Below are 25,120 nucleotides of genomic sequence, written 5' to 3' on the forward strand. Positions count from 1 at the left end.
TATTCGGAAACCGGAGCAACTTTGAACACCCCATCCGCCACGTGGCAACAGGCGCTTGCCGATGCATTCGACAGCGTTGCCGACTTGTGCGCCTACCTGCAACTTTCACCCGCCGATTTGAATTTACCCGAGCAAGCCAGCGCATTCCCGTTACGGGTGCCGCGTGATTTTGCGGCACGCATGCAAGCCGGCAATCCGGATGACCCACTGCTACGCCAAGTATTGCCGGATCTGGCCGAATTAACCGATTACCGCGGCTACACTGACGACCCGGTCGGCGACTTAAAGGCCGTGGCGGAGACCGGCGTGATTCACAAATACCGGGGTCGAGTGCTATTCATCATGACCGGCGCCTGTGCGGTGCACTGCCGCTACTGTTTTCGCAGAAATTTTCCGTACGGCGAATTGCAATTGTCCGGCCGACAATTCGAAAGCGCCCTGACCTATGTCGAGCGACATCCGGAAATTAGCGAAGTAATTCTGAGCGGTGGCGATCCTTTGCTACTCAGCGACGCTAAACTCGAACAGCTCATGTTTCGTTTCGCTGAAATCGGCCACATCAAGCGCATCCGCATCCACACCCGCACCCCGGTAGTGCTGCCGGAACGCGTGACCAAAGCATTGCTGCGGACTTTCGCCGCGTTGCCAAAACCAGTCGTGATGGTGTTGCACGTCAACCATACACAAGAACTCAGCAATTCGGTCAACCAAATCTGTACCGAACTCAAACTTAGCGGCGTGACCCTGTTAAATCAAAGTGTGTTATTGAAAGGAATCAACGATGACGGCGAACAACTCCGTGAGCTGAGCGAAAAATTATTCAGTTTTAACATCCTGCCCTACTACTTACATTTGCTGGACCGAGCTCGCGGCGTCGGCCATTTCGAAGTGAGCGAAGCCGAAGCCAAAATACTGCACCAGCACTTGCAAAGGCATTTGCCCGGCTATTTGGTACCGCGACTGGTCAAAGAACAGGCAGGAGCAGCCTTTAAAATCCCGATTTGCTAAACACACCAGCAAATTCGGCTTCAGCTAAATTCACATTTACATGGCCGCAGGCTAAGATTTTCGCTTCGAGAACGGTTTTACCCGGGCCAATCCGCCATGACCGACACTTCCACCGAATCATCCGAGCAGATACCGCGGCTGGTGTTGATCGCCGCTTGTTTGCTTTTGCTCTGCGATGTAGCGGTAACACTCTACCAGCAGACCAGCGGCCGCGGCTCTTTATCCGATCTAATCAGTTTGCTATTGCCGGGAACTGCCGCGCTATTGCTATTCGGCAACCTACTGCTACACCCGACCCGCGACACATCGCTGGCGGCCCAAGTGCGGCGCAACTACGATGCGCTGAACCATCCGGTCGTGTTAGTCGACAGCGCCGGCCTGATACGCGCTATCAACCGCGCCGCCACATTAGCGACAGGCAAAAACGCCGGGGATTTGCTGAATCAGCCGGTACACGTTTGGTTTCACCCGTGCCAGCTTGCGGAAAGCGAATGCCCTCTATGCCAACACATCAAAGCCGGTAAAGCCATGCTCGCCGCCGATTTCGCTTTCCCCGGCGACACTTGGCGGGAAATCTCGCTGCAGCGTTTGAGTTCGCGCAACAATAGCGAATTGATCGAATTTCACATCGATATCACACCGCGTAAGCGCGTCGAAGAACAATTGACGCTGGCCATCGACGGCGCCCAACTGGGCTATTGGGATTGGGAGTATCCCACCGGCAAGCATTTGGTCAATCAACGTTGGCTCGACATGCTTGGCCTGAAGCAGGACGAACTCGACAACTACGTCAGCGATTGGGCGAGGCGTTTGCACCCTGACGATAGGGAGCGGGTAAGGACTGTCGTCGCAAAACACATCGAGTCCCGCCGCCCTTATGTCGTCGAATTTCGCATGCGCCACAAACTGGGCCACTGGGTTTGGATTCAAGGCTCCGGAGCCGTAGTCGCACACGATCCGGTAAGCGGCGGCCCCACCCGTTTATGCGGCACACATCAGGATATCAGCCAACGCAAACAGTCCGAGACCAATTTACAGGCCGCTTACCACATTATCAGTCGTAGCGGTGCAGTGGTATTGAAATGGAACAATTCCGAGGGCTTGCCAGTCGAGTTCGCCACTGAGAACGCTCGCCAGCTATTCGGCTACAGCGCAGAGCAAATGGTTAACGGCGGCGTGTTTTACACAAACCTGTTACATCCGGACGACTTGGCCGCATTCCAAAGGGAGATTGAAATCGGCGGTGAATCCTTAGAATGCCAGGAAATCGTCCATCAACCTTATCGTATCGTTACCCACGGCGGCGGCATTAAATGGGTGCAAGACCGAAAGATGATCGTCCGCAACGAGCAGGGCCGGATTACCGATTACCAGGGACTGGTCAGTGACGTCACCCAGCAACGCCAGCAAAACAGCGCCATCAGAAACATCATTTCCAGCACGGCGCCGCAGAATGCCGAGTCACTATTGGATAACTTGACCATACTGACCCTGGAAACGCTGGGAGCCGATTACGCATTGGTAGCAGAAGTATTGGATAGCGGCCGCGCCCATAGCCTTTCGCTATGCGCTCACGGCAAAATCGTGCCCAACCAGGAAATTAGCTTATTGAATTCGCCCTGCCGGGAGGTTGCTGCCGGCCGCATCTGCTGCTTCGGCAGCGGCGTCGGCCAAACCTTCCCTAACGCGGGATGGTTGCAAGCACGACATATCGAGGGCTATCTCGGCATTCCGCTACAGGACAAACAGCAGAACAGTTTCGGCTTCATCGCCGTGTCGTATTGCAAACCGATACCCGACGCCACATTCGCCACAGACATACTGAAGTTGCTCGCGCTGCAAATCAGCGCAGAATTGGCACGGAGCCGGGCAATCGATGCGTTGCAGGATCAAAAACAACGCTTACTGGATGCGCAAAGTATTTCCCATATCGGCGATTGGCGCTGGCGTTTGTCCGACAATCATTTCAGTTGGTCGGACGAAATGTACCGCATCACCGGGACCGGAAAACCGGATTTTTCCCCGGATTTTTCGGCGATTTTGACCCGACTGGTGCACCCGGAAGACCAAGCTTTTTTCAAATCGGCGATGCAAAATGCCGTCCACGGCCACGTTATCGACTTTCGCCACCGGATCGTATTGAGTAATAAGGAAATCCGTCACGTGCACCAGCGCGGCAAAGCCTTGCGCGATGCCGATAACAAAATCGTCGGCGTGCAAGGCACCATGCAAGACATTACCGACCGCCTGCAGGCCGAACAACGTTTGTTGGAGGCGAAACAACAGGCGGAACAAGCCACCCGGGTCAAATCGGAGTTTTTGGCCAATATGAGCCACGAAATCCGCACGCCGATGAATGCCATCATCGGCCTGGTGGAGCTATGCCTGAACACCGGTATCACCGACAAACAACGCGATTATCTGGAACGGGTCGAAACCGCGTCCCGCTCGCTGATGACCATCATCGACGATATTCTGGATTTCTCGAAAATGGAAGCCGGGAAGATGCACTTGGAATCCACACCCTTCGTACTCGAGGAAATGCTGGATAACGTCTTTTCCACAATGTCAGAACTTAGCGCCCGCAAAGGCTTGGCGCTGATTCGGCCGCCGGCGGACCAAACGCATCTGGCAGTCGTCGGCGATCCACAACGTTTACGGCAAATACTTATCAACTTGATCGGTAACGCTATCAAGTTCACCGAACACGGCGAGATCCGAGTCACGCTAAACGAATTAAGCCGCTCGGCCCAACAGACCTGCATGCAATTCAGCATCAGCGATACCGGCATCGGTATGAACGCCGAAATGCAAGCCAAATTGTTTCAAGCTTTCAGCCAGGGCGATAGCAGCATCACCCGCAACTATGGCGGCACCGGGCTTGGTCTGATCATATCGAAGCAGTTGGTCGAGCAAATGGGCGGAACGATCAGCGTTTCGAGTCGGGAAAACGTTGGTTCCACCTTTACGTTCAGCGTCAAATTGGGTATCAGCAATATGGCTTCGATTCGTCAGGCACAATACCTGCGGAAAAATACCCTGGACACCGACAAGCTGCATACCATCGCCGGAGCCCGGGTATTGTTAGTCGAGGACAACGAAGTGAATCGAATCGTCGCGATCGAATTGCTCAAGCAAGCCGGTATCGAGGCGGAGGTCGCCGAAAACGGCGAAATAGCCTTGCAGAAACTGCAACAGATGCCGTTCGACTGCGTATTGATGGACGTACAGATGCCGGTCATGGACGGCTATCAGACCACGAAACACTTGCGATCCCTGCCAAGTTGCCAGACATTGCCGGTCATCGCGATGACCGCGAACGCGATGAGCAATGACCGCAATAAGTGCCTGCAAGCGGATATGGACGATTTCGTCAGCAAACCGATATTGCCGGAAACCCTCTACGCGGCCCTGGTGAAATGGATTGCCCCGCGCACCAACACCACGCTCCACATCGCGCCGAAAGACACAGCCAACAGCCATATCCCTTACCTTTACGGCATCGATAGCGTCGTCGGTTTACAGCATACGGCCGGAAACCGGGTGGTCTACCGCAAAATCCTGCAAAAATTCGCCGAAAACCACGCCGACACGATGGCCGAAATCAATCAGGCGGTTGCCGACAACAATCACGATAAAGTTTACCAATTGGTCCATACTTTAAAAGGCTTGGTCGGCTCACTTGGCGCGCTACAGTTACAAAGCCATTTGGTGCGACTGGAAGAATGCTTGTCGGCCACTCAGTCCAACCCCGGAACCTGGTCGACGATAGAAAACAACATCGCCGCCACTGCGTTGGAAATGGCCAAAGTGATCCGCGGCATCAACAGCGCGCTACCGGCCGCCGCCGAACCTGAGGCGAAAATTAGCCTGTCGCCGCTGGAACTCCGTCAACAATTGGCGTTACTGATCAACAAATTACAAGTCTTCGACTCGGATGCAGATCGGCAAATGGAACAGATCGCCGCCGCGGTCGAAGACGCAAAGCTGGCGGAAGCGTTGGCACCGGTGAAAAAGCAAATCGCCAATTACCAGTTTGTGGAAGCCGCTCAGGCACTGAACCGTTTATTGGATTCTGGAATGTAACATCATGGAAAACCCAAAGGCCCACACCATCCTAGCGGTGGACGACAGTCCGGAAAACCTGGATTTGATCAAAAACATCCTGGAGCCTTACTATCACGTCAAGGTCGCCGTGAACAGCGAACTGGCGATAAAAATCGCGTCCAGCCAACTTCCTGACTTGATTCTGCTGGATATCGTGATGGACGGTACCGATGGCTACCAGACCTGCCTGCAACTCAAATCGCAAGATAAAACCCGTAACATTCCCATCATTTTTTTGACCGCCAAACATACCGAAGAAGACGAGGTCCACGGCTTCCGCATCGGTGGTAACGATTACATCACCAAGCCCTTTTCCCCTTCCATCGTCCTAGCCAGAGTCAAAACCCAAATCCAACTAAAAACCAAATCCGATCTGTTGGAAAAATTGGCGTCGCTGGACGGATTGACGGAACTTCCCAACCGCCGCGCGTTCGATGCAGCGCTGGAACGGCAGTGGAACCAATCCAAGCGTACCGGCATGCCGCTTTCCCTGATGATCGTCGACATTGATTCGTTCAAACAATATAACGACTTTTACGGCCACCCGATGGGGGACGAATGTTTGAAACGGGTAGCCGAAGCATTGCAAGCGATGACCCACCGCCCGGAAGACTTGGTCGCTCGACTCGGCGGCGAGGAATTCGCAATCCTGCTACCCAACACCGACAGTATCGGCGCAATGCTGAGGGCAGAACAGTATCGGGAAACCGTAGAAACCCTGAAAATCCGTCACGTCAAGAACAATCCCTTGGCTTTTGTCACCATCTCCGTCGGCGTTGCCAGCTTACAGGCCCATGCTCACGACCACTCGGCAATTCTACTAAAAGCCGCCGACGACGCGCTCTATCAAGCCAAAAACCAGGGGCGCAACCGGGTTTGCGCCAACAACATTACCGACATTGGTTAAAGGCCCCAGCGCAATCTCGCATCGAGAACAGCGGAAACCCGCTATAATCCGCGCCTATCGCCACCACCGATCGCCGCCGACTCGTTCCGAATATGCACGTTTATCTCGATTTCAACGCTTCGTATTTTGCAGCGTTCCTAATGGGTTTGTTCAGTAGCCTGCATTGTATCGGCATGTGCGGCTCGATCATCGGCACGCTGACATATAGCCTTAAACCCGAGCTGCGTAACGACAAACGGCGTTTGTTCGCAATCGTACTGAATTACAACCTGGGGCGGATTTTCAGCTACGCCCTGGCCGGCGCGTTGGCCGGGGCGATACAGGTGTTTCTAAGCTTGCCGTTCAGCCATGGCCAAGCACATCGGTTGCTGCAACTTTTTTCAGCCGCCGTGATGGCCGGCGCCGGTCTGTACTTGGCCGGCTGGTTTCCACGCTTTGCTTATATCGAAAAAGTGGGCGCGCGCTTTTGGAAATGCATCGAACCTTTGGGCCGACGCCTGATTCCGGTACAGAACCGCACCCAGGCCTTATTGTTCGGTATGGTTTGGGGATGGCTGCCTTGCGGCCTGATCTACACCGCGCTGGCGTTAGCGGCAACGGCCGAAGGGATAGTACACAGTGCAATGACCATGCTAGCTTTCGGGTTAGGTACTTTACCGGCCGTCATGGGAATCGGTATAATGACCTCGTTTCTGACTCGGCTTTCCAGACTGCGCCAATTCAAGCATGCGGTCGGAGCCTTGTTTATCATTTTCGCATTATTGGCAGCCTTTCCTTGGCTAAACCCGATGCGCGTTGAACACATTATGACGTATTGAGAGGTTTTACAGGTGGATAACTTCAATTCGATTATTGGACAGTCTCCAGCCATAGAAGCGCTAATCCGCAGCGCCCGAATTGTCGCCGCGACCGACGTTACCGTCTTGATCAAAGGCGAAACCGGTACCGGCAAAGAGGTACTCGCCACGGCAATACAGAAAGACAGCCCGCGCGCCAACAAACCTTTTATCACGTTGAACTGTGCCGCCCTACCCGAGGGCTTGGTCGAATCGGAGATTTTCGGCCATAAAAAAGGCGCGTTTACCGGCGCAATTTCCGACAAACAGGGATTGTTCCAGGCCGCTGACGGCGGCACGCTCTTCCTGGACGAAATCAACTCATTACCGATCAGCATTCAATCGAAACTGTTACGTTTTCTGGAATCCGGCGAATGCCTGCCGGTCGGCGGTACCAAACCCTATACTGTCAACGTGCGCGTCATTGCGGCCTCCAACGCCGACTTGACCAGATTGATCGAAAACGGCGAGTTTCGCCAAGACTTGTATTTCCGCCTGAATGTCGTCCCTCTGGAAATCCCGTCCTTACATCAGCGTAGCGAAGACATCGAAGAGTTAGCGAAACACTTCTTCGCCCATTTTTCGGCGACGCATTCGCTAGAACCACCAACCTTCAGCAGGCAAGCGTTAAAAACCCTGCGCAACTACAAATGGCCGGGCAACGTGCGCGAACTGCGCAACCTCTGCGAACGACTCAGCATCCTGCTATCCGGCAAAGTCATCGAGCCGGAAAACCTGCCGCACGAATTCAGCCGTGGAACGGTAGCCTCCGGCCCGGAATTCACGCTGCCGGAACTGGGTCTGCAATTGGATGCATTGGAAGCGGACATGATTTTACAGGCGCTGACCAGAACCAAAGGCAACCGCAGCAAATCCGCCAGATTGCTGGGCATATCGCGCGATACGCTACTGTATCGGATTCAGAAACACGGTTTAGCCACCCACTGACAAACCGAGGCCGCAAATTCAGCGGCCTTTTTTATGCCCCGCAAAAAAGGACTACGGCTAACAATTTCCAATCCGCCGTATTATCGTTTGCGCACCCATTGCACCGTTACATTGTCGCTTTTGCCCTGAGCCCGCAGCACGGCCATTTTCGCCATCTTCTGCAACTCGGGTTTAGCGCTGGCCGGTTGCGACAATTGCAACAATTCGGGCTCTTTGACAAATTCCCAAAAGCCGTCGCTGCATAAAATGAAGGTCTCGCCACTTTTTACCGGCGGACAACTGACAATATCGACAACCGGAGGATATAAGGCGTTAATACTCCGCGTCAATTTATGCTGATCTGGATGCACACCCATTTCCCATTCGCTGATCTTACCTTCGTCAAACAATTGCTGCGGCAGCGAATGGTCCTTGGTCCGCCACAGCACCCGTTCGGCGTTGAGCCGGTAAATGCGCGAATCTCCGCAGTGTGCGGTGATGGCCTGCTCAGCGTCCAGATACAATATCGCACAAGTCGTATGCGCATTTAGCGCGACCGGGTCGCCGGCAAACAGCTCGCGCATACCAGCCACGGCCTCGGCAATCCAATCCTGCACCGCCGGCGCGCCGCGACTTTGAATAGGTGAGCGATATTTATCCACCAACGCAATCAAACAACGGCAAAAATATTGCGACGCTTTTTCCCCGCCATGGTGACCGCCCAAACCGTCAGCCACCACAAACAGCGCATATTCGTTACATACCCGATGCGCCATACAATCTTGATTGACCTCGCGGTTACCGATCGAGGTCAATTGGTAAAACTCGAGTTCTGCCAGCATAGCTCTAACCGTGCAAACGCGCCTCTCGCATCACCCGCTTCATATCCCTTACCGCTTGCTCCAACCCGCAAAACAAAGCCTGGGCGATCAAGGCGTGGCCGATATTCAATTCGACGATAGAATCGATCCGGCAAATCGCTTCGACGTTGTGCAGATTTAAACCATGTCCGGCATTGACCTGCAGGCCGGCGGCATGGGCGTATGCCGCTGCGTCGCGAATCCGCTGCAGCTCCCTTTCACGCTCCTCGCAGGTTTCGGCATCGGCATAGCGGCCGGTATGTAATTCGACTACCGGAGCACCGGCAGCCAACGCCGCGTCGATTTGGCGAAAATCAGGATCGATGAACAACGAGACTTCGATGCCGGCCTCGGCCAACTGCAGGCAGGCTTGTTTCATTCTGTCGGCAGCGCCGGCCACGTCCAAGCCACCCTCGGTCGTCAATTCCTCGCGACGCTCTGGCACCAAACAGCAAGCCTGCGGCCGCAGTTCACAGGCGATCGCCAGCATCGGCTCGGTCACCGCCATTTCCAGATTCAAGCGGGTATGTAACATCTCCTGCAACAGCCGGATATCCCGGTCCTGAATATGCCGTCTATCCTCCCGCAAATGTGCGGTGATGCCGTCGGCACCGGCTTGCTCCGCCAACAACGCTGCCTGCACCGGTTCAGGGTAACGGGTACCTCTGGCTTGCCGCAGTGTCGCGACATGATCGATGTTGACGCCCAGCAATATAGTTTGTTTTGTCATGTACTCTTAAATCCGAGGAAAAAATCCGCGAAAACCATTCGGTTATAAATGTTTGATTATTTTGGCCAGCACTGCGCGACTACTCAGCTGCCGCCCTTGCAAGTGGACATCCAACATTTTCCTGAGCAGGGCTTTGGCTTCGACCAACGCCTCAGCCGGCAATGCCGCCCTGCCGGCTAACATCGCCAGCGTGCCGCCGCCGACCGCGCCGCCGCCGGCCTGTTCCATGCCGTAATCGACAATAAAATTGTAGCGCCGGCCGGCGACAATCGGCTCGCCGCTGACATCGTAAGCCAAATCGGCGGCATAACCTGCCTCTCGCAACAAATCCAGCTCGAAATAGCGCAAAGTTTGCTCGATATTCCGAGCATCAGACAATTCGCGCAGACATCGCCGGTAAAGCGCGAAAATTCCCGGTTGGGGATCGGCTTTCTGCACGAAGATACCGACCAATTCGTTGACATAAAATCCGCAGTACAAAGCCAAGCTCTGTAACGGATAACTGTCGACATATTCGGCGTCGGCCAGGACTTTCAGTTCGTGTTTGCCGACATAAGACAGCTTCAATGCCGAAAACGGCAGCAGCAGACCGGCCGTCTTAGACTTCGGTTTTCTGACCCCCTTGGCCAAAATCGCAACCATCCCGAAATCGCGGGTGAATACGTCTAACAACAGGCTGGTTTCTCGATACGGCCGATGTTGCAACACGAACGCCGGCTGCAAATGAACCGCACCACCATCCATCACTCACCGAAGTCGGTAAAACCCAAACTCTGCAAGGCCCGCTCGTTATCCGACCAGCCTTTTTTCACCTTGACCCATAACTGCAGATAGACTTTTTGGCCGATCAATTTTTCGATATCGACTCGAGCCTCGCTACCGACCTTTTTCAGCATCTCGCCCTGTTTACCGATGACGATGCTTTTCTGGCTGTCGCGCTCAACTAAAATCGCCGCGTAAATTTTGCATAATTCCGGGTATTCTTCGTAGCTCTCGATTTCGACGGTCAATGCGTAAGGCAGCTCGTCACCCAGACGCCGGGTCAATTTCTCGCGAATGATTTCCGCGGCAAAAAACCGCTCCGGCCGGTCGGTGATTTGGTCCTCCGGGTAAATCGGCTCGGCCTCGGGCAATAAGGCCATGATTTGCTGCTCCAGCACATCCAGATTGGTATTCCGTAAGGCCGACACCGGCAGAATGTGTTGGAACGGATACTTGGTCTGGGCCTCGGCGAAAAACTGCAACACGGCATCCTTGTCCTTGATCTTATCGACTTTGTTGATCACCAGAATCACCGGCAAACCGGCCCGCTCCAGCTTCTTGAAAATTTTCTCGTCGTATTCGTGCCAATACAAGCCGTCCAGTAACCAGACCACGACATCGACTCCCAGCAGGGTGCTGTCGGCGGTTTTGTTCAGGTAACGGTTCAAGACTTTTTTTTCGTCCTGATGCATGCCCGGCGTATCCATGAAAATCGCCTGACCGGCCTCGGTGGTTTTGATGCCGAGAATCCGATGCCGGGTGGTTTGCGGCTTGCGGGACGTGATGCTGAGCTTTTGCCCCAGCAAGTGGTTCATCAACGTCGACTTGCCGACGTTGGGCCTACCGATCAGAGCGACATATCCGCAGTTCATTTAGCCTTGGTTTGCAAAAGGTTCAACATATTTTCCGCCGCGGCCTGCTCGGCCTTTTTGCGGGAGATTCCGACACCGTTGCAGGTCTCGGAAGTGACCACGACGCTACATTTCACTTCGAAAGTCTGGGCATGGTCGGCTCCGGACATGCCGATCAATTCGTAAACCGGCAAGGGCTTGCGGCCGGCCTGCATCAACTCTTGCAACCGGGTTTTCGGATCCTTGTTCCAATCGTCGACTTTCAAATCTGCGAACTTATCGGCAAACAGGCGCAGTATCCATTGCCGGCAAGTGTCGATGCCCTGATCTCGAAGCAACGCGCCCATGATAGCTTCCAGCGCATCCGACAAAATCGAATCGCGACGAAATCCGCCGCTCTTCAACTCGCCTGACCCCAGGATCAGATAGTCGCCGAGATTATGCTGTCTGGCCAATTCGGCCAGCGAACTTTGATTGACCAGACTAGCCCGCAAACGGCTCAGCACGCCTTCGCCGGCATCGGGAAACAACTCGTACAATTGCTCGGCAATGACGAAGCCGAGTACCGAATCACCCAGATATTCCAACCGTTCGTTATTGCGGGCACCGACGCTACGGTGGGTCAGCGCCATGCTGAACAACTGCGGATCGTTGAAGGTCAATCCGAGTTTTGCCGAGAGAAGTTCGGGTTTCTTAATCACTTGTTGCCGGCTTCGAATCCTTCGTGGAATTCGACCAGTACACTCAGATTACCCATGATGTGCTCCACCCGCTCGTAGTCGATTTCGACCCGGACGTAACCCGGTTGCGCCACGATCGTCACGTCTTCGGGCTTGACATGTTCGACATAGTTCATATCGAACCGTTTATCCAGACTGGTCTTGATCTCGGATTTAGACTTGGTGACGATATCGGTCGTGTTTTCGATCGCCTTGATCGCATTGACCACACGGCTGTGATTGATATAAATCGGCGCAATCTTCAGTATCAACAGCGTAAAGAAACCGATCAATGCCAAAATGAAGGCTATCGACAAAAAGGTCAGGCCTTGCTGTTTTCGGGGTAAAGAGCGCATCGCGTCCTCCTAAAAGCTTAAACAACGGGCGCATATCTGGTATCAATGCACACCGCTAAACCGTCCGGTAAGCCCGGATTACTGCAGTACTGTCCCCAGACGGCCGAAATCGATGCCGTTATTTTGCCAATCCCAATTCATCCAGATAAAGAACGCTTTACCGACCAGATTGGCTTCGGGTACATAGCCCCAGTAACGGCTGTCGTTACTATTGTCGCGGTTGTCGCCCATCATGAAGTACTGCCCGGGTGGTACCACAAAGACGTCTTCAACCGTGGAAGCTCCAGGCGCCACCAGGATGGAATGTTGCACGCCGTTCAAATCTTCTTCCAAGCGCTCGGCACCGGTCATATTGGCGCCTTGACCGACACCCTGGTAGCGTCCTAACGAAACTTGTTTAATCGGAGTACCGTTTACGTAAAGTTTCTTGTCGAAATAGGCGATTCTATCGCCGGGCAAACCGATCACCCGTTTGATGTAATCGACTTCCGGTTGCTTCGGGTAACGGAATACGACGATGTCGCCGCGTTTCGGCTCACCCATTTCAACGACTTTGGTATTCAATACCGGCAAGCGGATACCGTAACTGAATTTGTTGACCAGGATGAAATCGCCGACCAGCAGCGTCGGCATCATCGACCCGGACGGAATCCGGAACGGCTCGACCAAAAACGAACGCAGCAATAGCACGATCAAGACCACCGGAAGAAACGAACGGGCGTATTCCACCAACACCGGTTCCTTTTCGGTTGGATACGGCAAACCGGCGCGCTTCAAATACAGGCTGTAGCCACCCCAGACGATACCGGTGACAAACGTGGCGGCGACCAAAAAAAATGAAAAATCGTAATCCATAAACTATTGCCGTTACTCTTTATTGACTTGCAACACCGCCAGAAACGCCTCCTGCGGAATCTCGATACTACCGACCTGCTTCATCCGTTTCTTACCGGCTTTCTGCTTTTCCAGCAGTTTTTTCTTCCGCGTGATATCGCCGCCGTAACATTTGGCCGTCACGTTCTTACGCATGGCCTTGACCGTGGAACGGGCGATGATTTTGGAACCGATCGCGGCTTGGATCGCGACTTCGTACATTTGGCGCGGAATCAAATCCTTCATTTTTTCGACCAAATCGCGGCCGCGGTTTTGCGCCTGGTCGCGGTGGACGATAATCGACAACGCGTCGACCTTGTCGCTGTTGATCAAAACGTCCAGTTTCACCAACGGCGCCGGCTCGAAGCGGAGAAATTCGTAATCGAACGAAGCGTAACCGCGGCTGACCGACTTCAAGCGATCGAAGAAATCCAATACCACTTCGCTCATCGGCAACTCGTAATTCAACGAAACCTGACCGCCGACATACTGCATGTTCTTTTGGTTGCCGCGCTTTTCGACGCATAGATTGATCACGCTGCCCAAGTAGGTCTGCGGTACCAAAATGTTAGCCAAAATGATGGGCTCGCGAACCTCTTCGATGGTGCCGGGATCCGGCAACTTCGCCGGGTTATCGACCATCATCACTTCGCCGTTGTGGGTCTCGACTTCATAGACCACGGTCGGCGCGGTCGTAATCAGATCGATGTTGTATTCGCGCTCCAGCCTCTCCTGCACGATCTCCATGTGCAACATGCCGAGAAAACCGCAACGAAAGCCGAATCCCAGCGCCTGCGACGTTTCGGCTTCGTAATTCAATGCCGAATCGTTCAGCCGTAATTTGTCCAAAGCCTCGCGCATGGCGCCGAAATCGTCGGAACTGACTGGATACAGGCCGGCAAATACCCGCGGCTGCACCTTTTCGAAACCGGGCAAGACTTCGCCGGCCGGATTGTCGGTCGCGGTAATGGTATCGCCGACCGGGGCACCGAAAATGTCCTTGATACCGGCGACGATAAAACCCACCTCACCCGTTGCCAGCTCTGGCTTTTCCAACTGCTTGGGCGTGAACACGCCCAGTTTGTCGACGGGATAAGACTTGCCGGTCGACATCACGGTGATCTTTTGTTTACGCCTCAACGAACCGTTGACAATGCGTACCAACGACACCACGCCAAGGTAGTTGTCGAACCAGGAATCGATGATTAAGGCCTGCAGCGGCCCGGCTTCGTTACCGCTTGGCGGCGGAATTTTTTGGATCAGTTGTTCCAGCACCGACTCTACATTCAGGCCGGTCTTGGCGCTGATCTGACAGGCGTCGTCGGCCGGAATGCCGATGACGTCTTCGATCTCGGCCATCACCCGCTCCGGCTCGGCCGAGGGCAGATCGATCTTGTTCAATACCGGCACCACTTCGAGTCCCTGCTCGATCGCGGTGTAGCAATTGGCGACACTCTGCGCCTCTACACCTTGAGCGGCATCGACGACCAGCAAGGCACCTTCGCAGGCAGCCAAGGAACGCGACACTTCGTAGGAAAAATCGACGTGCCCCGGAGTGTCGATGAAATTCAGTTGGTAGGTTTCGCCGTCGCCGGTCTTGTAATCCAGCGTAACGCTCTGCGCTTTGATGGTAATGCCGCGTTCCCGCTCCAGATCCATAGAATCCAGTACTTGAGCCTCCATCTCCCGGTCGCTGAGTCCGCCGCAAATTTGAATGAACCGGTCCGCCAATGTCGATTTCCCGTGGTCGATATGGGCGATGATAGAGAAATTTCTGATATGTTTTTGATCCACTTAGCTTCTTGATAATACGTTGGGTTGCAATAACTTACGGCGGCTGCCCTGCCGCCGGATGGCGGGTTCAGGCAGTAGCCAATATTTCCCGGAATTGGGCAACGGTTTCGGCGGTCAGCGGTTGCCGTTGATTATCCCAAACCACGCCGTCGAGGGCGTCGGCCAGGGTATCGATGGTTTCCATGAAATCGTCGAATACGGCCAACGGATTGTCGACTTCGCGCGGCTGCATAAAAAAGACAATGCCGGGACAATAGAAATCGTCCAACCCTGTGTCGGGAAAGGTACCGGGATCGACCATGCTGGCCACCGCAAAATCCACCATCCGATTCGCGTCCACTCGCTCGAACACTCTGACGCTACCGTAACGCAAACCGACCCGTTCGAAGGCGTCGAACAAGTCTTCACCGTTGAACCCCTGATCGGCGCGAGCGACGATGCTGAATTCGATCAGAATCGGCAAATGGGTGCGGCTGGCAGCGGGCGCGGGAACAGCAACCGCTTTTTCCGGTTCCCGCCGCGCGGCAACCGCGGCTTTCGGCGACGGCTTGATAGCTTTGTCATCTAACAACGCATCTCCATCAACCAAGTCGTCTCCCAAAGCAAACACGCCGAGGCCGTCTTCCTCGTCCTCAACGGCAAATTCGTCCACAGTTCTGTCGTCGTAAGAGTCTTCGTCGTAGTAATCGTCGGCGGCGCGTTTATAACGCAACGATTTGACGAAATGCCACAACACCATGCCGATCATCACCAGCACGCCGATCAAAATAATCACGACTCTTAATAATTCTTTATCCATCAGTTTTCCGCCATGCTTACCGCTTCATCAATATCCACCGCCACCATTCGGGATACCCCGGGCTCCTTCATGGTAACACCTGCCAGATGTTTTGCAATTTCCATTGTGACTTTGTTGTGTGAAATGTACAAAAATTGGACGGTTGCCGACATGTCTTCCACCATCTTCGAAAACCGCACGACATTGGCATCGTCGAGCGGCGCGTCGACTTCGTCCAGCAAGCAGAACGGCGCCGGATTCAACTCGAAAATGGAGAAAACCAAAGCCACCGCGGTCAGCGCTTTTTCGCCGCCGGACAACAAATGGATGGAACTGTTCCGCTTTCCGGGCGGCCTGGCAATAATGTTGACGCCGGCTTCCAGCAAATCGTCTTCGGTCAATTCCAGATAGGCCTGACCGCCGCCGAACAAGCGCGGAAATTTTTCTTTGAGACCATTGTTGATCTTGTCGAAGGTTTCCTTGAAACGCTGCCGGCTCTCGCGGTCGATCTTGCTGATCGCCTGGTCCAAGGTATTCAGGGCGTCGACCAGATCGTCGTGCTGCTCGTTCAGGAACTTCATCCGCTCAGACTGGGTTTTGTATTCCTCAATCGCCGTCAAATTGATCGAACCCAAACGTTCGATTTGATCGGCCAGATCGTCGACCTCGCGCTTCCATTGACTCTCGCTGGCGCCCTCGTGCAAGTTGGCCAGTATCACTTCCGGATCGGCATCGACTTCAGCCAATTGTTCAGCCACGGTTTGCTGCCTGACCTTACTGTCCTGCTGCTCGAAACGAATTTGATCCAGCGCTTCCTTTTGCTTCTCCAACGCGCGCTGGGTTTGCGAATATTGTTCGGCCAACTGGCTGACGGATTGTTCGCTAGCCTGTTGCGCTTGGCGCTCGGCGCGCAGGCCATCCTCGAATTGTTGCTTTTTTTCCAACAACTCTTCCAACTGCATGCGCTCCTCGTCCAACGGCGCTAGCGCATAGTGCAATTTGTTTTCCAACTCGACGATCCGGTCGGCCGCTTGCTGATGCTGCACTTGCAGGCGCTCGATCTGCTTGGCAGTCAGGATTTCCGAGGATTTCAAGGATTCGATCTGGGCATGCAAGCGGTGCAAATGTCGACGGGCCTCATCCACCGAAGCGTCGGTGTTCTGCTGCCGGGCTTGCAACTCCTGGCTGAGCCGCTCCAAGTCGGCCTTACGGTCGCCCAAATCGCCCAAAGCCAGCTCGGCATCCTGCTTGGCCAATTCCGCTTCCGAGATACTCTCGACCACCTCGGCCAGATGCTGGCCGATCTCGTCGATTTCGTGGTCCAGCTGCTGAAGTCGACGCTTTTGCTGCTCGAAGCGCGCGGCCTGGGCGCTATATTCAGCGCTTTTTGCCGAGAACTCGGCACTCAGTAATTTCTCTTTCTGCTGGTATTGCTCGCGATGGCTTTCCGCGGCCTTCAAGTCGTGTTCGCAATGCTCCAATTGCTGTTCTTGTTCGGCGATTGCCATTTGCAGCTCGCCCTGACGCAATTTCAACTCGCGTAATTCTTTTTCCCGGTGCAACACGCCGGCCTTGCTATCGCTGCCGCGGCTGACCTTAATCCAGTCGCGGCCCAGCCAAGTGCCGTCCGGCAGCACCACCGACTCGTGGGCCTGTAGCGGCAGTTGCCGCGCCTGCCTCATGGATTCGGCGCAATAGATTCCGCTCAACAAACTGTCCAGCCGCCAACGGCTGCGGACCTTGCCGGCCAAGGTGTCAGCCACCGCCGATGCGGGCGCGGCAGCCGGGTGAGTTTCGAACACGATCAGCGACTGCTTGTTCAGCTCTTGCAGCTCGGCCAAAATCGCGTCAGCACTCTCGATACAGATTGCTTCCAGATAACTGCCTAACACGGTTTCGGCCGCTGTTTCCCAGCCTTCGTCGGCTTCGACGAATTCCGCCAGCCGCGGCTGCTGTTCCAAGCCCATTTGCTCCAGCCAGACGCCGAGTTCTTTCTTATCCTTACCCATCGCATGTTGCTGCAACAATTCCAGCGAACTGATCTTGCCGTTGACCTTTTGCAATTCGGCGCGGTCGGCGTGCAACTGTTCCTGAATCTGCTTGATTTCCGGCCGCAACTCGCCGATACGTTGCAGCACAGCGTCCAAATCCTGCTGTAGCTGCTGGCGCTCAGTCTCGATCAGTTCGATGCTGCTATCCAGCGTTTCCAATTCCAGCTGCAACCGGGTATCGGTCAAACCGTGGCGTTCGCTGTGCAATTTATCGAGCCTTGCCTGCAATTGCCGACTCTGGTTTTCCAACTGAACCAGCTTGGTCCGCTGCACTTCGACTTGCTCCCGGTAACCGGCGTTTTCGGCCAGAAAAGCCTCCCACTGCTGTTGCCATTGCTGTTTTTGCAGATGTGCGTCCTGTTGGATACCCAGCAAATCCTCTTCACGTTCCTTGGCAACTACCATGGTTTCTTCGGCTTCCAATAGTGTCTGCCGGATCTCCTCGAGTTGTTGCCTATCCTGCTCGCATTCGACCTGCGCTTGCTCCGCTTGCTGCTTCAAGCGCTCGATCTCGACCAAGGTTTCTTCGTGGCTCTTCTGATTGTGTTTGATGGTTTGCTCGAGACGGCTGACTTCGGCCACCAGCGTGGTGTATTCAGCTTGGGTCGAGTCCAGATGCTGCTGCTGAGCTTTTTGTTCGCTCCGCTTCAGCTCCATCGCCTTCTCGGTATCGCGCAACAACACAAACAAACGATTGTGTTCTTCAGCCACGCTTTGCAACTTGGCTTCGAGTTGTTGCGCGGAACGTTGAAAATTGCGCCAGCGCATCGCCAGCAATTCCTGTTTGAACTGGCGTTCCTGTTTTTTCAATTCGGTGTATTTCTCGGCCTTTTCCGCTTGCCGAGCCAGGTTTTTGATCTGCTTTTCCACCTCGTCGCGCAGATCGTTCAAACGCTCCAGATTTTCCCGGGTGTGACGCATGCGGGTTTCGGTTTCCGAACGGCGTTCCTTATATTTGGAGACACCGGCAGCCTCTTCGATGTGCACGCGCAAATCTTCCGGCTTGGCTTCCACCATCCGCGAGATCGTGCCCTGCTCGATGATCGCGTAACTGCGCGAGCCCAGACCGGTGCCCAAAAACAAATCGGTGATGTCTTTGCGCCGGCATTTGGAGCCGTTGAGCATGAACAACGACTGGCCGTCGCGGCTGACTTGGCGCTTGATCGAAATCGTCGCATATTTGGCATATTCGCCGCCGGCCTTGCCTTCGCTATTGTCGAATACCAGTTCCACCGCAGCCACGCTGACCGGCTTGCGGCCGGACGAACCGTTGAAAATGACGTCGGCCATATTGCCGCCGCGCAAGTGCTTGGCCGAACTCTCGCCCATGACCCAGCGCACCGCGTCGATGATATTGGACTTGCCGCAACCGTTAGGCCCGACGATCGCGGTCAGATTGCCGTTGATCGGAATCGTGGTGGGATCGACGAAGGATTTGAATCCAGAAAGTTTGATTTTCTCCAGTTTCATGACTGGTTGGCGCGTGCAAGACCGGCTACAAAACCTCGCATTATCCCCGAAATGGGGCGACGATTGGAATGGATTTTACCCCTCGAAGTGTTGCATCAGCATTGCAATCGAATCGCGCTATGGGTTTTATCGCTTCACGTGCGAAAATTTTAGCCGTCCTCCGGCCGCCCAGTTTCACGGCCGAAGCATTGTTAACCAGCCACTAACGGATTGCTTTGATGAACCTAGACCTGCGCACGATGATGGTGATGATTGCCGTGCTCAGCTTTTTACTCTCCATCCTGCTATTGGTCGCCAGTCTGCATGCTCGCGGCATAAGGGGCTTGAGACACTGGTCAATGGCCAGCCTGTTCACCAGTTTCGGCGCCGGCCTTGCTTATCCGGCACTGACTCCGCAACCGGGCTGGAACATCGTTGCCGGCGCATCGTTTCTGGTCATCGGCTCGGCGTTGCAATTTCTCGGAATTCAAGCCTTCAAAAACCGGTCCTGCCGATGCGGTTTGCTATTCGCGGCAGTAGCATCGGTGATCGGCGTCAGCGCTTGGTTTACCTTGTTCGAACCCAATACCCAATTACGCGCCAGCGCCAATTCCCTGATTTTCGCCGGAATCAATTTCGCCTGTGCTCGCTCGTTGCTGATTCCGCTAGCTTCCTATCAGAGAACCGCGCATTGGTTGACGGGTGCCTCTTTCGCGGCGCTGGGTTTGGTTTATGTCGCCAGGGCGGTGTCGATATTTTCCTCCCCGGCAGCAGATTACGGCCTGTTCAATCCAATGCCGCTTAATCCGGTCATGTTTTTTGCCGGCAGCGTCATCCAGTTGTTTCTCAGCTTCGGCTTTGTCCTGATGGTGAACTACCGGATGGCGGCCGAACTGGAAAACCTGGCCGCGATTGACGCCCTGACCGGCGCCTGGAACCGACGCAGCCTGGATCTGGAATGCCAACGCCTGCTAGCGCGAAGCGCGCGGCGCAAAGAAACCTTGGCCGTTTTGATGCTGGATGTCGACTATTTTAAAAAAATTAACGATGCTCACGGCCACCAAGCCGGCGATCAAGTCTTGAGACAATTGATAGAAAACGCCAAGCGCCAGATTCGTGGCGAGGATTATCTGGCGCGCTACGGCGGCGAGGAGTTCTGCCTGATCCTGCCCTGCACCAACGAAAAGGAAGCCCACTGTCTAGCGGAAAGACTGCGGCAAAGCCACGCCACCCAACCGACGCAGTGGCAAGGACAAACCATAACCAGCACCATCAGCATCGGGATTGCCGGTTCGGACAACATCGGCTTGAATTTTTCCGCGTTGTTGCAGGCTGCCGACACAGCCTTATATCGCGCCAAGCAAGCCGGACGCAACAGGGTGGCTAATTTCTCGGATATTTCGTTGTTGGACTTGGGCGAGTAACTCGGCCAATATCGGCCCGGACCGGCGATTGATGCCAGCGCGGCAAGGACGAAGCAACCGGCTTTTCGCTAGCCGGTTGCTTCCGGATACGAAGATCAATTCAACAGTGTGCGCACGCGGTCGGCGGAGGTATTACCGTGGGCGGCTACGACTTGCCCAGGTTCGCGGCTGATCCCCGAAATCAAGTCTCCTAGCGCTTGCTGGGCCTGATCTCGACTGGCGATTTGCGGACGTTCGCTCTCAGGAATCTGGGCAAATGAGGCCTGCGACCGTTTTAAAGACTCCTCCGACAGCACCAGCGTATCGCCGGATACCGCTTGATTTTTTTGCGGCGGCACGTTCGGTTCGCTTGTTTTGCGCCGCTCGGCGAGTTCATCGGCTACCGTTCTGCGCGAAGCCGCCACCTGGTTCAATGCAACGTTTTGCTGGGAATGACTGGGATTAATTTCCATAATCGCCTCCACGTAACTGAATAAATATCGACCAAAACAGAGCTTCTGGCTGCCAGACTTTAGATTCTAACTCAAGCCCGGGACTTTGCTGACTATTTTGTTTCGGAGTTTTCAAGAAACAGTAGCGATTGCCACGGCATACATAAAACGGTGTTCAGCGCCCCTGAGTTAAGTACTGACGAAAAGGTTATTAGTCCGCCTTCTTAACTGGTAAAATTTCGCCTTTGCGGCAGATTGTGCGCGGCAAATTTTCATTACCCGAGTAAAAGACACGATGACCACCCGACCCAGCCCAGATTTGACCACTTTCGAAAACCCGCGTCCGGCCCGAGATTTCACGATCCGGATCGACATTCCGGAATTCACCTGCCTGTGCCCGATGACCGGCCAGCCGGATTTCGCCAAACTGACGATAGAATACGTGCCGGATCGACTCTGTGTGGAGTTGAAATCCCTGAAACTTTACATGTGGACCTTTCGCGAACGCGGTGCGTTTCATGAGGCCGTCACCAACGAAATTCTCGACCACATTGTCGCAACGATTTCGCCCAACTTCATGCGCCTGCGCGCCGAGTTCAACGTGCGCGGCGGCATTTACACCACGGTAGTCGCCGAACATCGCAACCCGAATTGGCAAGCGCCGGCGCCGGTAGCATTGCCTTAGCCTGAGGCCTCGTGAGCGGCAGAACCTTTTACAACGCCGACATTGCCGTCGCCCTCAAGTACGACGGCAAAAACGCGCCCAGAGTCACCGCCAAAGGCGAAGGCATTACCGCTCAGCAAATCTTGGCCATCGCCGAAAAGCACGGCGTCCCGCTGCAAAACCAACCGGAATTGGCGCGGATATTGGCGCAGATTCCGCTGGGCGAAGAAATCCCCCAACAACTTTACGTCGCCGTTGCCGAAGTCATTGCTTTCGCTTACTTTCTCAGCGGCAAATTACCCGATCCCGAACCATGAGCTTAAAACAGATTTGCACCGTCCTGCCTCAATACGCCCTCCCCCATCACTTGCTTTCAGGCTGGATGGCCAAATTGACCCACTGCCGCAACAAAACCTGGAAAAATCTGTTTATTCAAGCCATCAGCCGGGCGTACGGCGTCAATCTGGAAGAGGCCAAATATCCCAATCTTGACCACTACGCCAACTTCAACGAATTTTTCACCCGCGAATTGAAAGACGGCATCCGGCCGATCGCGGCCGCGGCAGATGCAATCGCCTGCCCGGCCGATGGCGTAATCAGCCAAGTCGGCACAATTCAGGATGGCCGTATTTTCCAGGCCAAAGGTCACGAATATTCTGCCTTGGAATTGCTCGGCGGCGACGCGGAGCGCGCAGCCGCTTTCCAACACGGCAGCTTCGCGACGATTTATTTATCACCCAAGGACTACCATCGACTGCACATGCCCTTGAGCGGAACGCTAACGGAAATGGTACACATACCGGGCCGCCTGTTCAGCGTCAACAACACCACGGTGGAGACCGTTCCCAATTTGTTCGCCCGCAACGAACGCGTAGCCTGCTTGTTCGAAACCGAGGCCGGACCGATGGCGTTGGTACTGGTCGGAGCAATTTTCGTATCCAGCGTCGAGACGGTCTGGCATGGCGTGGTCACCCCGCCGTCGATCAGCGCGCCGCGGACTTGGCAATATCCGGACAAGCCGCCGATGATCGACAAAGGCGCCGAAATGGGCCGCTTCAATATGGGATCGACCATCATCGTCTTATTCGGCAAAGACGTTACCGCTTGGAACGGCGAGTTACAGGCCGGCCGCGCCGTTAAGCTCGGTGAAGCTATCGGCCGCGTTTCGAAATAAGCCGCAAGGTTCGCAATTGCCCGCCGGCATGGGTTTAGCCGGCCTAATGTGGCATAATGGCCGCTTGTCCGCCGAGCCGGACCATTAAAACAACGACAACAACACGAGGATAAATATGAGTTTTTTGATTTCCGACGCAATGGCTCAGACTGCGCCTGCCATGCAACAACCGGGTTTCGAGGGCATGCTGTTTCCGCTGGGCATTTTGATATTTTTCTATTTTCTGTTCATACGCCCCCAAGCCAAACGCAATAAAGAGCAGAAACAAATGCTGGCGGCACTGACCAAAGGCGCCGAGGTGGTCACCAGCGGCGGTATTCTTGGCAAAGTTGCGGAATTGGACGATAACTTCGTCAAACTGGAAGTCTCCGACAATAGTTTCATCCAAGTGCAACGCCACGCCATTGCCAGCATGATGCCCAAAGGCACTTACAAAACCTTGAACAACAAAAAATCCTAAACCCGACCGCCGCAACCCGTTTACTTCCCGCTCTTACCCGCAACAGTCCGGCTGTTACTGCTTTAACGGAATAACCATGCAAAATCATTTCCCTGTCTGGAAAAACACTCTGGTGCTGATCATCTTGCTGATCGGTACGATTTACGCGTTACCCAATATCTACGGTAACGACCCGGCAGTGCAACTGGCGTCCTCCACATCGGCACCGTTGCAGCAGAACCAGGCCGACGATGTTGCCGCGACGATTAAAAACGCAGGTTTCACGCTGAAAGCGTTCGAATTCGAGAACGGCAAAATCCTGGCCCGGTTTAACAACACCGACGAGCAAATGAAAGCCGCCGATCTGTTGCGCGAGCAATTGGCGGACAAAGCCACCGTGGCGTTGAATCTGGCCCCCGCTACGCCGGACTGGCTGCGCGCACTGGGTGCGAATCCGATGCATCTGGGCCTGGACTTGCGCGGCGGCGTGCATTTCCTGTTGGAAGTGGACATGGACAGCGCCTTGAAGCAGGCGGAAGAACGTTACACCAACGACATCCGTACCGCGTTCCGCGACGCCAAAGTTCGTTACCAGTCGGTGACTAAAGAAGATCAAGGCATCAAAGTCATGCTTCCGAACGAAGAATCGCGGGTTGCAGCGGCTGCAGTGTTGAACAAGGATTTCCGCAATCTGGCATTGGTGGAAAGCGGGCCGAACGAATTCACTCTGTCCATTCCGGAACGCGACCTACGCGAGATCAAAAAATCCGCCCTGGGCCAAAACATCACCACGCTGCGTAACCGGGTTAACGAACTGGGCGTAGCCGAACCGATCATTCAGCAACAGGGCGACAGCCGTATCGTCGTTCAATTGCCGGGCGTACAAGACACCACCCGCGCCAAAGAGTTGCTGGGCACTACGGCGACCCTGGAATACCGTTTAGTCGACGTCGAACACGACGTGCAATCGGCTTTGACCGGACACGAACCGGCCGGCAGCCGCTTATATAAAGATAAAAACGGCAATCCGGTGTTGTTGAAACGAGCCGTCATCGTCACCGGCGACCAGATCACCGACGCTTCGTCGGGTCTGGATCAGGACGGCCAGGCCGCAGTGTTCATTACCTTGGACGGCGCCGGCGCCAAGAAAATGGGCAAGATGACCCAGGAAAATATCGGCAAGCCGATGGCCGTGGTGTTTATCGAGTACAAATCCGAAACCCGAGTGGTTAACGGCGAAAAAGTCCAGCACAAGGAAAAAGTCGAGAAAGTCATCAGCGTCGCCACCATCCGCGACAGCTTCAGCAAGCGTTTCCAGACCACCGGCCTGGACAGCCCGGAAGAAGCCCGCACTCTGGCACTGTTGCTTAGAGCCGGCGCGCTGGCGGCTCCGGTCGAAATCGTCGAAGAACGCACGGTCGGTCCGAGTCTGGGTCAGGAAAACATCGACCAGGGCATGATGTCGATCACCGCCGGCTTCCTCCTGGTGGTATTTTTCATGATCGGTTACTACCGCGCATTCGGTTTGATCGCCAATTTCGCACTGCTTTTCAACGTGGTGTTGCTGATCGCGATCATGTCGGTGCTGCAAGCGACGCTGACCTTGCCCGGCATGGCCGGCATCGTGTTGACAGTCGGTATGGCGGTCGACGCCAACGTCTTGATCAACGAACGGATTCGGGAAGAACTGCGTAACGGTTTGAGCCTGCAAGCCAGTATCTTTACCGGTTACGAAAAAGCTTTCGCCACAATTCTGGACTCCAACGTTACCCATTTTATTGTTGCAGTGCTGCTGTTCGGTTTCGGCACCGGTCCGGTGAAAGGTTTTGCGCTGGTGCTGATGATAGGCATCGCCACTTCGGTATTCACCGCCGTGACCGGCACCCGCATGTTGGTCAACTGGTTTTATGGCGGCGACCGCCGCGACGGCAGAGTATCCATCTAAGCGATCCACAGATATAGAGCTCGGACTGCCGAGAG

22 protein-coding genes are annotated in these 25,120 nt (G+C 54.6%); 11 read left to right on the forward strand and 11 right to left on the reverse strand.

Annotated features, from left to right (window positions below; all coding sequences use genetic code 11):
• Positions 1 to 21: 21 nt before the first annotated feature.
• From epmB to AC0IM9_RS15970, 5 genes are all read left to right on the forward strand, one after another.
• Complete coding sequence (gene epmB / locus AC0IM9_RS15950) at positions 22 to 1,008, forward strand: EF-P beta-lysylation protein EpmB (RefSeq protein ID WP_482804657.1); 987 nt, start codon at positions 22 to 24, stop codon at positions 1,006 to 1,008.
• A gap of 96 nt (positions 1,009 to 1,104) precedes the next feature.
• The gene (locus AC0IM9_RS15955; protein ID WP_482804658.1) at positions 1,105 to 5,094 is read left to right on the forward strand and encodes a PAS domain-containing protein; all 3,990 of its coding nucleotides are present in this window, start codon (positions 1,105 to 1,107) and stop codon (positions 5,092 to 5,094) included.
• A 4-nt stretch (positions 5,095 to 5,098) separates the two neighbouring features.
• Positions 5,099 to 6,022 carry a diguanylate cyclase domain-containing protein gene (locus tag AC0IM9_RS15960; protein WP_140912379.1) on the forward strand — a complete coding sequence of 308 codons (924 nt, stop codon included), beginning with the start codon at positions 5,099 to 5,101 and terminating at the stop codon, positions 6,020 to 6,022.
• Between the two features lie 92 nt (positions 6,023 to 6,114).
• The gene (locus tag AC0IM9_RS15965; RefSeq protein WP_278212561.1) at positions 6,115 to 6,840 is read left to right on the forward strand and encodes a sulfite exporter TauE/SafE family protein; all 726 of its coding nucleotides are present in this window, start codon (positions 6,115 to 6,117) and stop codon (positions 6,838 to 6,840) included.
• A 12-nt stretch (positions 6,841 to 6,852) separates the two neighbouring features.
• A complete protein-coding gene (locus AC0IM9_RS15970) occupies positions 6,853 to 7,806 on the forward strand; it encodes a sigma-54 interaction domain-containing protein (RefSeq protein ID WP_140912381.1) in 954 nt (317 codons plus the stop codon).
• An 80-nt stretch (positions 7,807 to 7,886) separates the two neighbouring features.
• Here the strand turns inward: AC0IM9_RS15970 and AC0IM9_RS15975 are convergent, their stop codons facing one another.
• The 10 genes from AC0IM9_RS15975 to smc all read right to left on the reverse strand — a co-directional run bounded on the left by AC0IM9_RS15975 (position 7,887) and on the right by smc (position 19,029).
• The gene (locus tag AC0IM9_RS15975; protein WP_140912382.1) at positions 7,887 to 8,627 is read right to left on the reverse strand and encodes a PP2C family protein-serine/threonine phosphatase; all 741 of its coding nucleotides are present in this window, start codon (positions 8,625 to 8,627) and stop codon (positions 7,887 to 7,889) included.
• A gap of 4 nt (positions 8,628 to 8,631) precedes the next feature.
• Entirely contained in the window at positions 8,632 to 9,375 is a 744-nt protein-coding gene (gene pdxJ, locus AC0IM9_RS15980; RefSeq protein WP_140912383.1) for a pyridoxine 5'-phosphate synthase, read from the reverse strand.
• A 42-nt stretch (positions 9,376 to 9,417) separates the two neighbouring features.
• The gene (recO, locus tag AC0IM9_RS15985; protein ID WP_482804671.1) at positions 9,418 to 10,119 is read right to left on the reverse strand and encodes a DNA repair protein RecO; all 702 of its coding nucleotides are present in this window, start codon (positions 10,117 to 10,119) and stop codon (positions 9,418 to 9,420) included.
• Entirely contained in the window at positions 10,119 to 11,009 is an 891-nt protein-coding gene (era, locus tag AC0IM9_RS15990; protein ID WP_482804659.1) for a GTPase Era, read from the reverse strand. Before era ends, recO begins: the two co-directional genes overlap by 1 nt.
• The gene (rnc, locus tag AC0IM9_RS15995) at positions 11,006 to 11,689 is read right to left on the reverse strand and encodes a ribonuclease III (protein WP_140912386.1); all 684 of its coding nucleotides are present in this window, start codon (positions 11,687 to 11,689) and stop codon (positions 11,006 to 11,008) included. The genes era and rnc overlap by 4 nt, the downstream gene beginning before the upstream one ends.
• Positions 11,686 to 12,063, reverse strand: a complete 378-nt coding sequence (locus tag AC0IM9_RS16000) for a DUF4845 domain-containing protein (RefSeq protein ID WP_140912387.1) — start codon at positions 12,061 to 12,063, stop codon at positions 11,686 to 11,688. The genes rnc and AC0IM9_RS16000 overlap by 4 nt, the downstream gene beginning before the upstream one ends.
• 78 nt (positions 12,064 to 12,141) lie before the next feature.
• Positions 12,142 to 12,918, reverse strand: coding sequence for a signal peptidase I (lepB, locus tag AC0IM9_RS16005; RefSeq protein WP_482804660.1), 777 nt, complete (start codon positions 12,916 to 12,918; stop codon positions 12,142 to 12,144).
• A 12-nt stretch (positions 12,919 to 12,930) separates the two neighbouring features.
• Complete coding sequence (lepA, locus tag AC0IM9_RS16010; RefSeq protein WP_140912389.1) at positions 12,931 to 14,730, reverse strand: translation elongation factor 4; 1,800 nt, start codon at positions 14,728 to 14,730, stop codon at positions 12,931 to 12,933.
• 67 nt (positions 14,731 to 14,797) lie between these two features.
• Positions 14,798 to 15,529 (reverse strand): cell division protein ZipA C-terminal FtsZ-binding domain-containing protein, encoded by a 732-nt coding sequence (locus tag AC0IM9_RS16015; RefSeq protein ID WP_445372931.1) that lies wholly within the window; start codon positions 15,527 to 15,529, stop codon positions 14,798 to 14,800.
• The gene (gene smc / locus AC0IM9_RS16020; protein WP_482804661.1) at positions 15,529 to 19,029 is read right to left on the reverse strand and encodes a chromosome segregation protein SMC; all 3,501 of its coding nucleotides are present in this window, start codon (positions 19,027 to 19,029) and stop codon (positions 15,529 to 15,531) included. The genes AC0IM9_RS16015 and smc overlap by 1 nt, the downstream gene beginning before the upstream one ends.
• A 218-nt stretch (positions 19,030 to 19,247) precedes the next feature.
• On the opposite strand from smc, the gene AC0IM9_RS16025 reads away from it, so the two are divergent.
• Positions 19,248 to 20,432 carry a GGDEF domain-containing protein gene (locus tag AC0IM9_RS16025; RefSeq protein ID WP_482804662.1) on the forward strand — a complete coding sequence of 395 codons (1,185 nt, stop codon included), beginning with the start codon at positions 19,248 to 19,250 and terminating at the stop codon, positions 20,430 to 20,432.
• Between the two features lie 95 nt (positions 20,433 to 20,527).
• Here AC0IM9_RS16025 and AC0IM9_RS16030 read toward each other — a convergent pair whose 3' ends face one another.
• The gene (locus tag AC0IM9_RS16030) at positions 20,528 to 20,884 is read right to left on the reverse strand and encodes a hypothetical protein (RefSeq protein ID WP_482804663.1); all 357 of its coding nucleotides are present in this window, start codon (positions 20,882 to 20,884) and stop codon (positions 20,528 to 20,530) included.
• A 274-nt stretch (positions 20,885 to 21,158) separates the two neighbouring features.
• Between AC0IM9_RS16030 and queF the strand changes: the two genes are divergently transcribed.
• The 5 genes from queF to secD all read left to right on the forward strand — a co-directional run bounded on the left by queF (position 21,159) and on the right by secD (position 25,085).
• Entirely contained in the window at positions 21,159 to 21,548 is a 390-nt protein-coding gene (gene queF, locus AC0IM9_RS16035) for a preQ(1) synthase (RefSeq protein ID WP_482804664.1), read from the forward strand.
• A gap of 11 nt (positions 21,549 to 21,559) precedes the next feature.
• Positions 21,560 to 21,844: an EscU/YscU/HrcU family type III secretion system export apparatus switch protein gene (locus AC0IM9_RS16040; RefSeq protein ID WP_140912395.1), complete on the forward strand. Its 285-nt coding sequence runs from the start codon at positions 21,560 to 21,562 to the stop codon at positions 21,842 to 21,844.
• Complete coding sequence (asd, locus tag AC0IM9_RS16045) at positions 21,841 to 22,701, forward strand: archaetidylserine decarboxylase (protein WP_482804665.1); 861 nt, start codon at positions 21,841 to 21,843, stop codon at positions 22,699 to 22,701. The genes AC0IM9_RS16040 and asd overlap by 4 nt, the downstream gene beginning before the upstream one ends.
• A gap of 115 nt (positions 22,702 to 22,816) precedes the next feature.
• Positions 22,817 to 23,161, forward strand: coding sequence for a preprotein translocase subunit YajC (gene yajC / locus AC0IM9_RS16050; protein WP_140912397.1), 345 nt, complete (start codon positions 22,817 to 22,819; stop codon positions 23,159 to 23,161).
• 76 nt (positions 23,162 to 23,237) lie between these two features.
• Positions 23,238 to 25,085 (forward strand): protein translocase subunit SecD, encoded by a 1,848-nt coding sequence (secD, locus tag AC0IM9_RS16055; RefSeq protein ID WP_482804666.1) that lies wholly within the window; start codon positions 23,238 to 23,240, stop codon positions 25,083 to 25,085.
• The last annotated feature ends 35 nt before the right edge of the window (positions 25,086 to 25,120 follow it).

This window comes from Methylomonas sp. Uni0011, assembly GCF_056850255.1.

Coding starts and splice junctions, on each gene's coding strand:
- AC0IM9_RS15955 (WP_482804658.1), top strand. CDS start 1,105: ATGACCGACACTTCCACCGAATCATCCGAGCAGATACCGCGGCTGGTG.
- AC0IM9_RS15960 (WP_140912379.1), top strand. CDS start 5,099: ATGGAAAACCCAAAGGCCCACACCATCCTAGCGGTGGACGACAGTCCG.
- AC0IM9_RS15965 (WP_278212561.1), top strand. CDS start 6,115: ATGCACGTTTATCTCGATTTCAACGCTTCGTATTTTGCAGCGTTCCTA.
- AC0IM9_RS15975 (WP_140912382.1), bottom strand. CDS start 8,627: ATGCTGGCAGAACTCGAGTTTTACCAATTGACCTCGATCGGTAACCGC.
- pdxJ (WP_140912383.1), bottom strand. CDS start 9,375: ATGACAAAACAAACTATATTGCTGGGCGTCAACATCGATCATGTCGCG.
- recO (WP_482804671.1), bottom strand. CDS start 10,119: ATGGATGGTGGTGCGGTTCATTTGCAGCCGGCGTTCGTGTTGCAACAT.
- era (WP_482804659.1), bottom strand. CDS start 11,009: ATGAACTGCGGATATGTCGCTCTGATCGGTAGGCCCAACGTCGGCAAG.
- AC0IM9_RS16000 (WP_140912387.1), bottom strand. CDS start 12,063: ATGCGCTCTTTACCCCGAAAACAGCAAGGCCTGACCTTTTTGTCGATA.
- lepB (WP_482804660.1), bottom strand. CDS start 12,918: ATGGATTACGATTTTTCATTTTTTTTGGTCGCCGCCACGTTTGTCACC.
- AC0IM9_RS16015 (WP_445372931.1), bottom strand. CDS start 15,529: ATGGATAAAGAATTATTAAGAGTCGTGATTATTTTGATCGGCGTGCTG.
- smc (WP_482804661.1), bottom strand. CDS start 19,029: ATGAAACTGGAGAAAATCAAACTTTCTGGATTCAAATCCTTCGTCGAT.
- AC0IM9_RS16025 (WP_482804662.1), top strand. CDS start 19,248: ATGAACCTAGACCTGCGCACGATGATGGTGATGATTGCCGTGCTCAGC.
- AC0IM9_RS16030 (WP_482804663.1), bottom strand. CDS start 20,884: ATGGAAATTAATCCCAGTCATTCCCAGCAAAACGTTGCATTGAACCAG.
- queF (WP_482804664.1), top strand. CDS start 21,159: ATGACCACCCGACCCAGCCCAGATTTGACCACTTTCGAAAACCCGCGT.
- asd (WP_482804665.1), top strand. CDS start 21,841: ATGAGCTTAAAACAGATTTGCACCGTCCTGCCTCAATACGCCCTCCCC.
- yajC (WP_140912397.1), top strand. CDS start 22,817: ATGAGTTTTTTGATTTCCGACGCAATGGCTCAGACTGCGCCTGCCATG.
- secD (WP_482804666.1), top strand. CDS start 23,238: ATGCAAAATCATTTCCCTGTCTGGAAAAACACTCTGGTGCTGATCATC.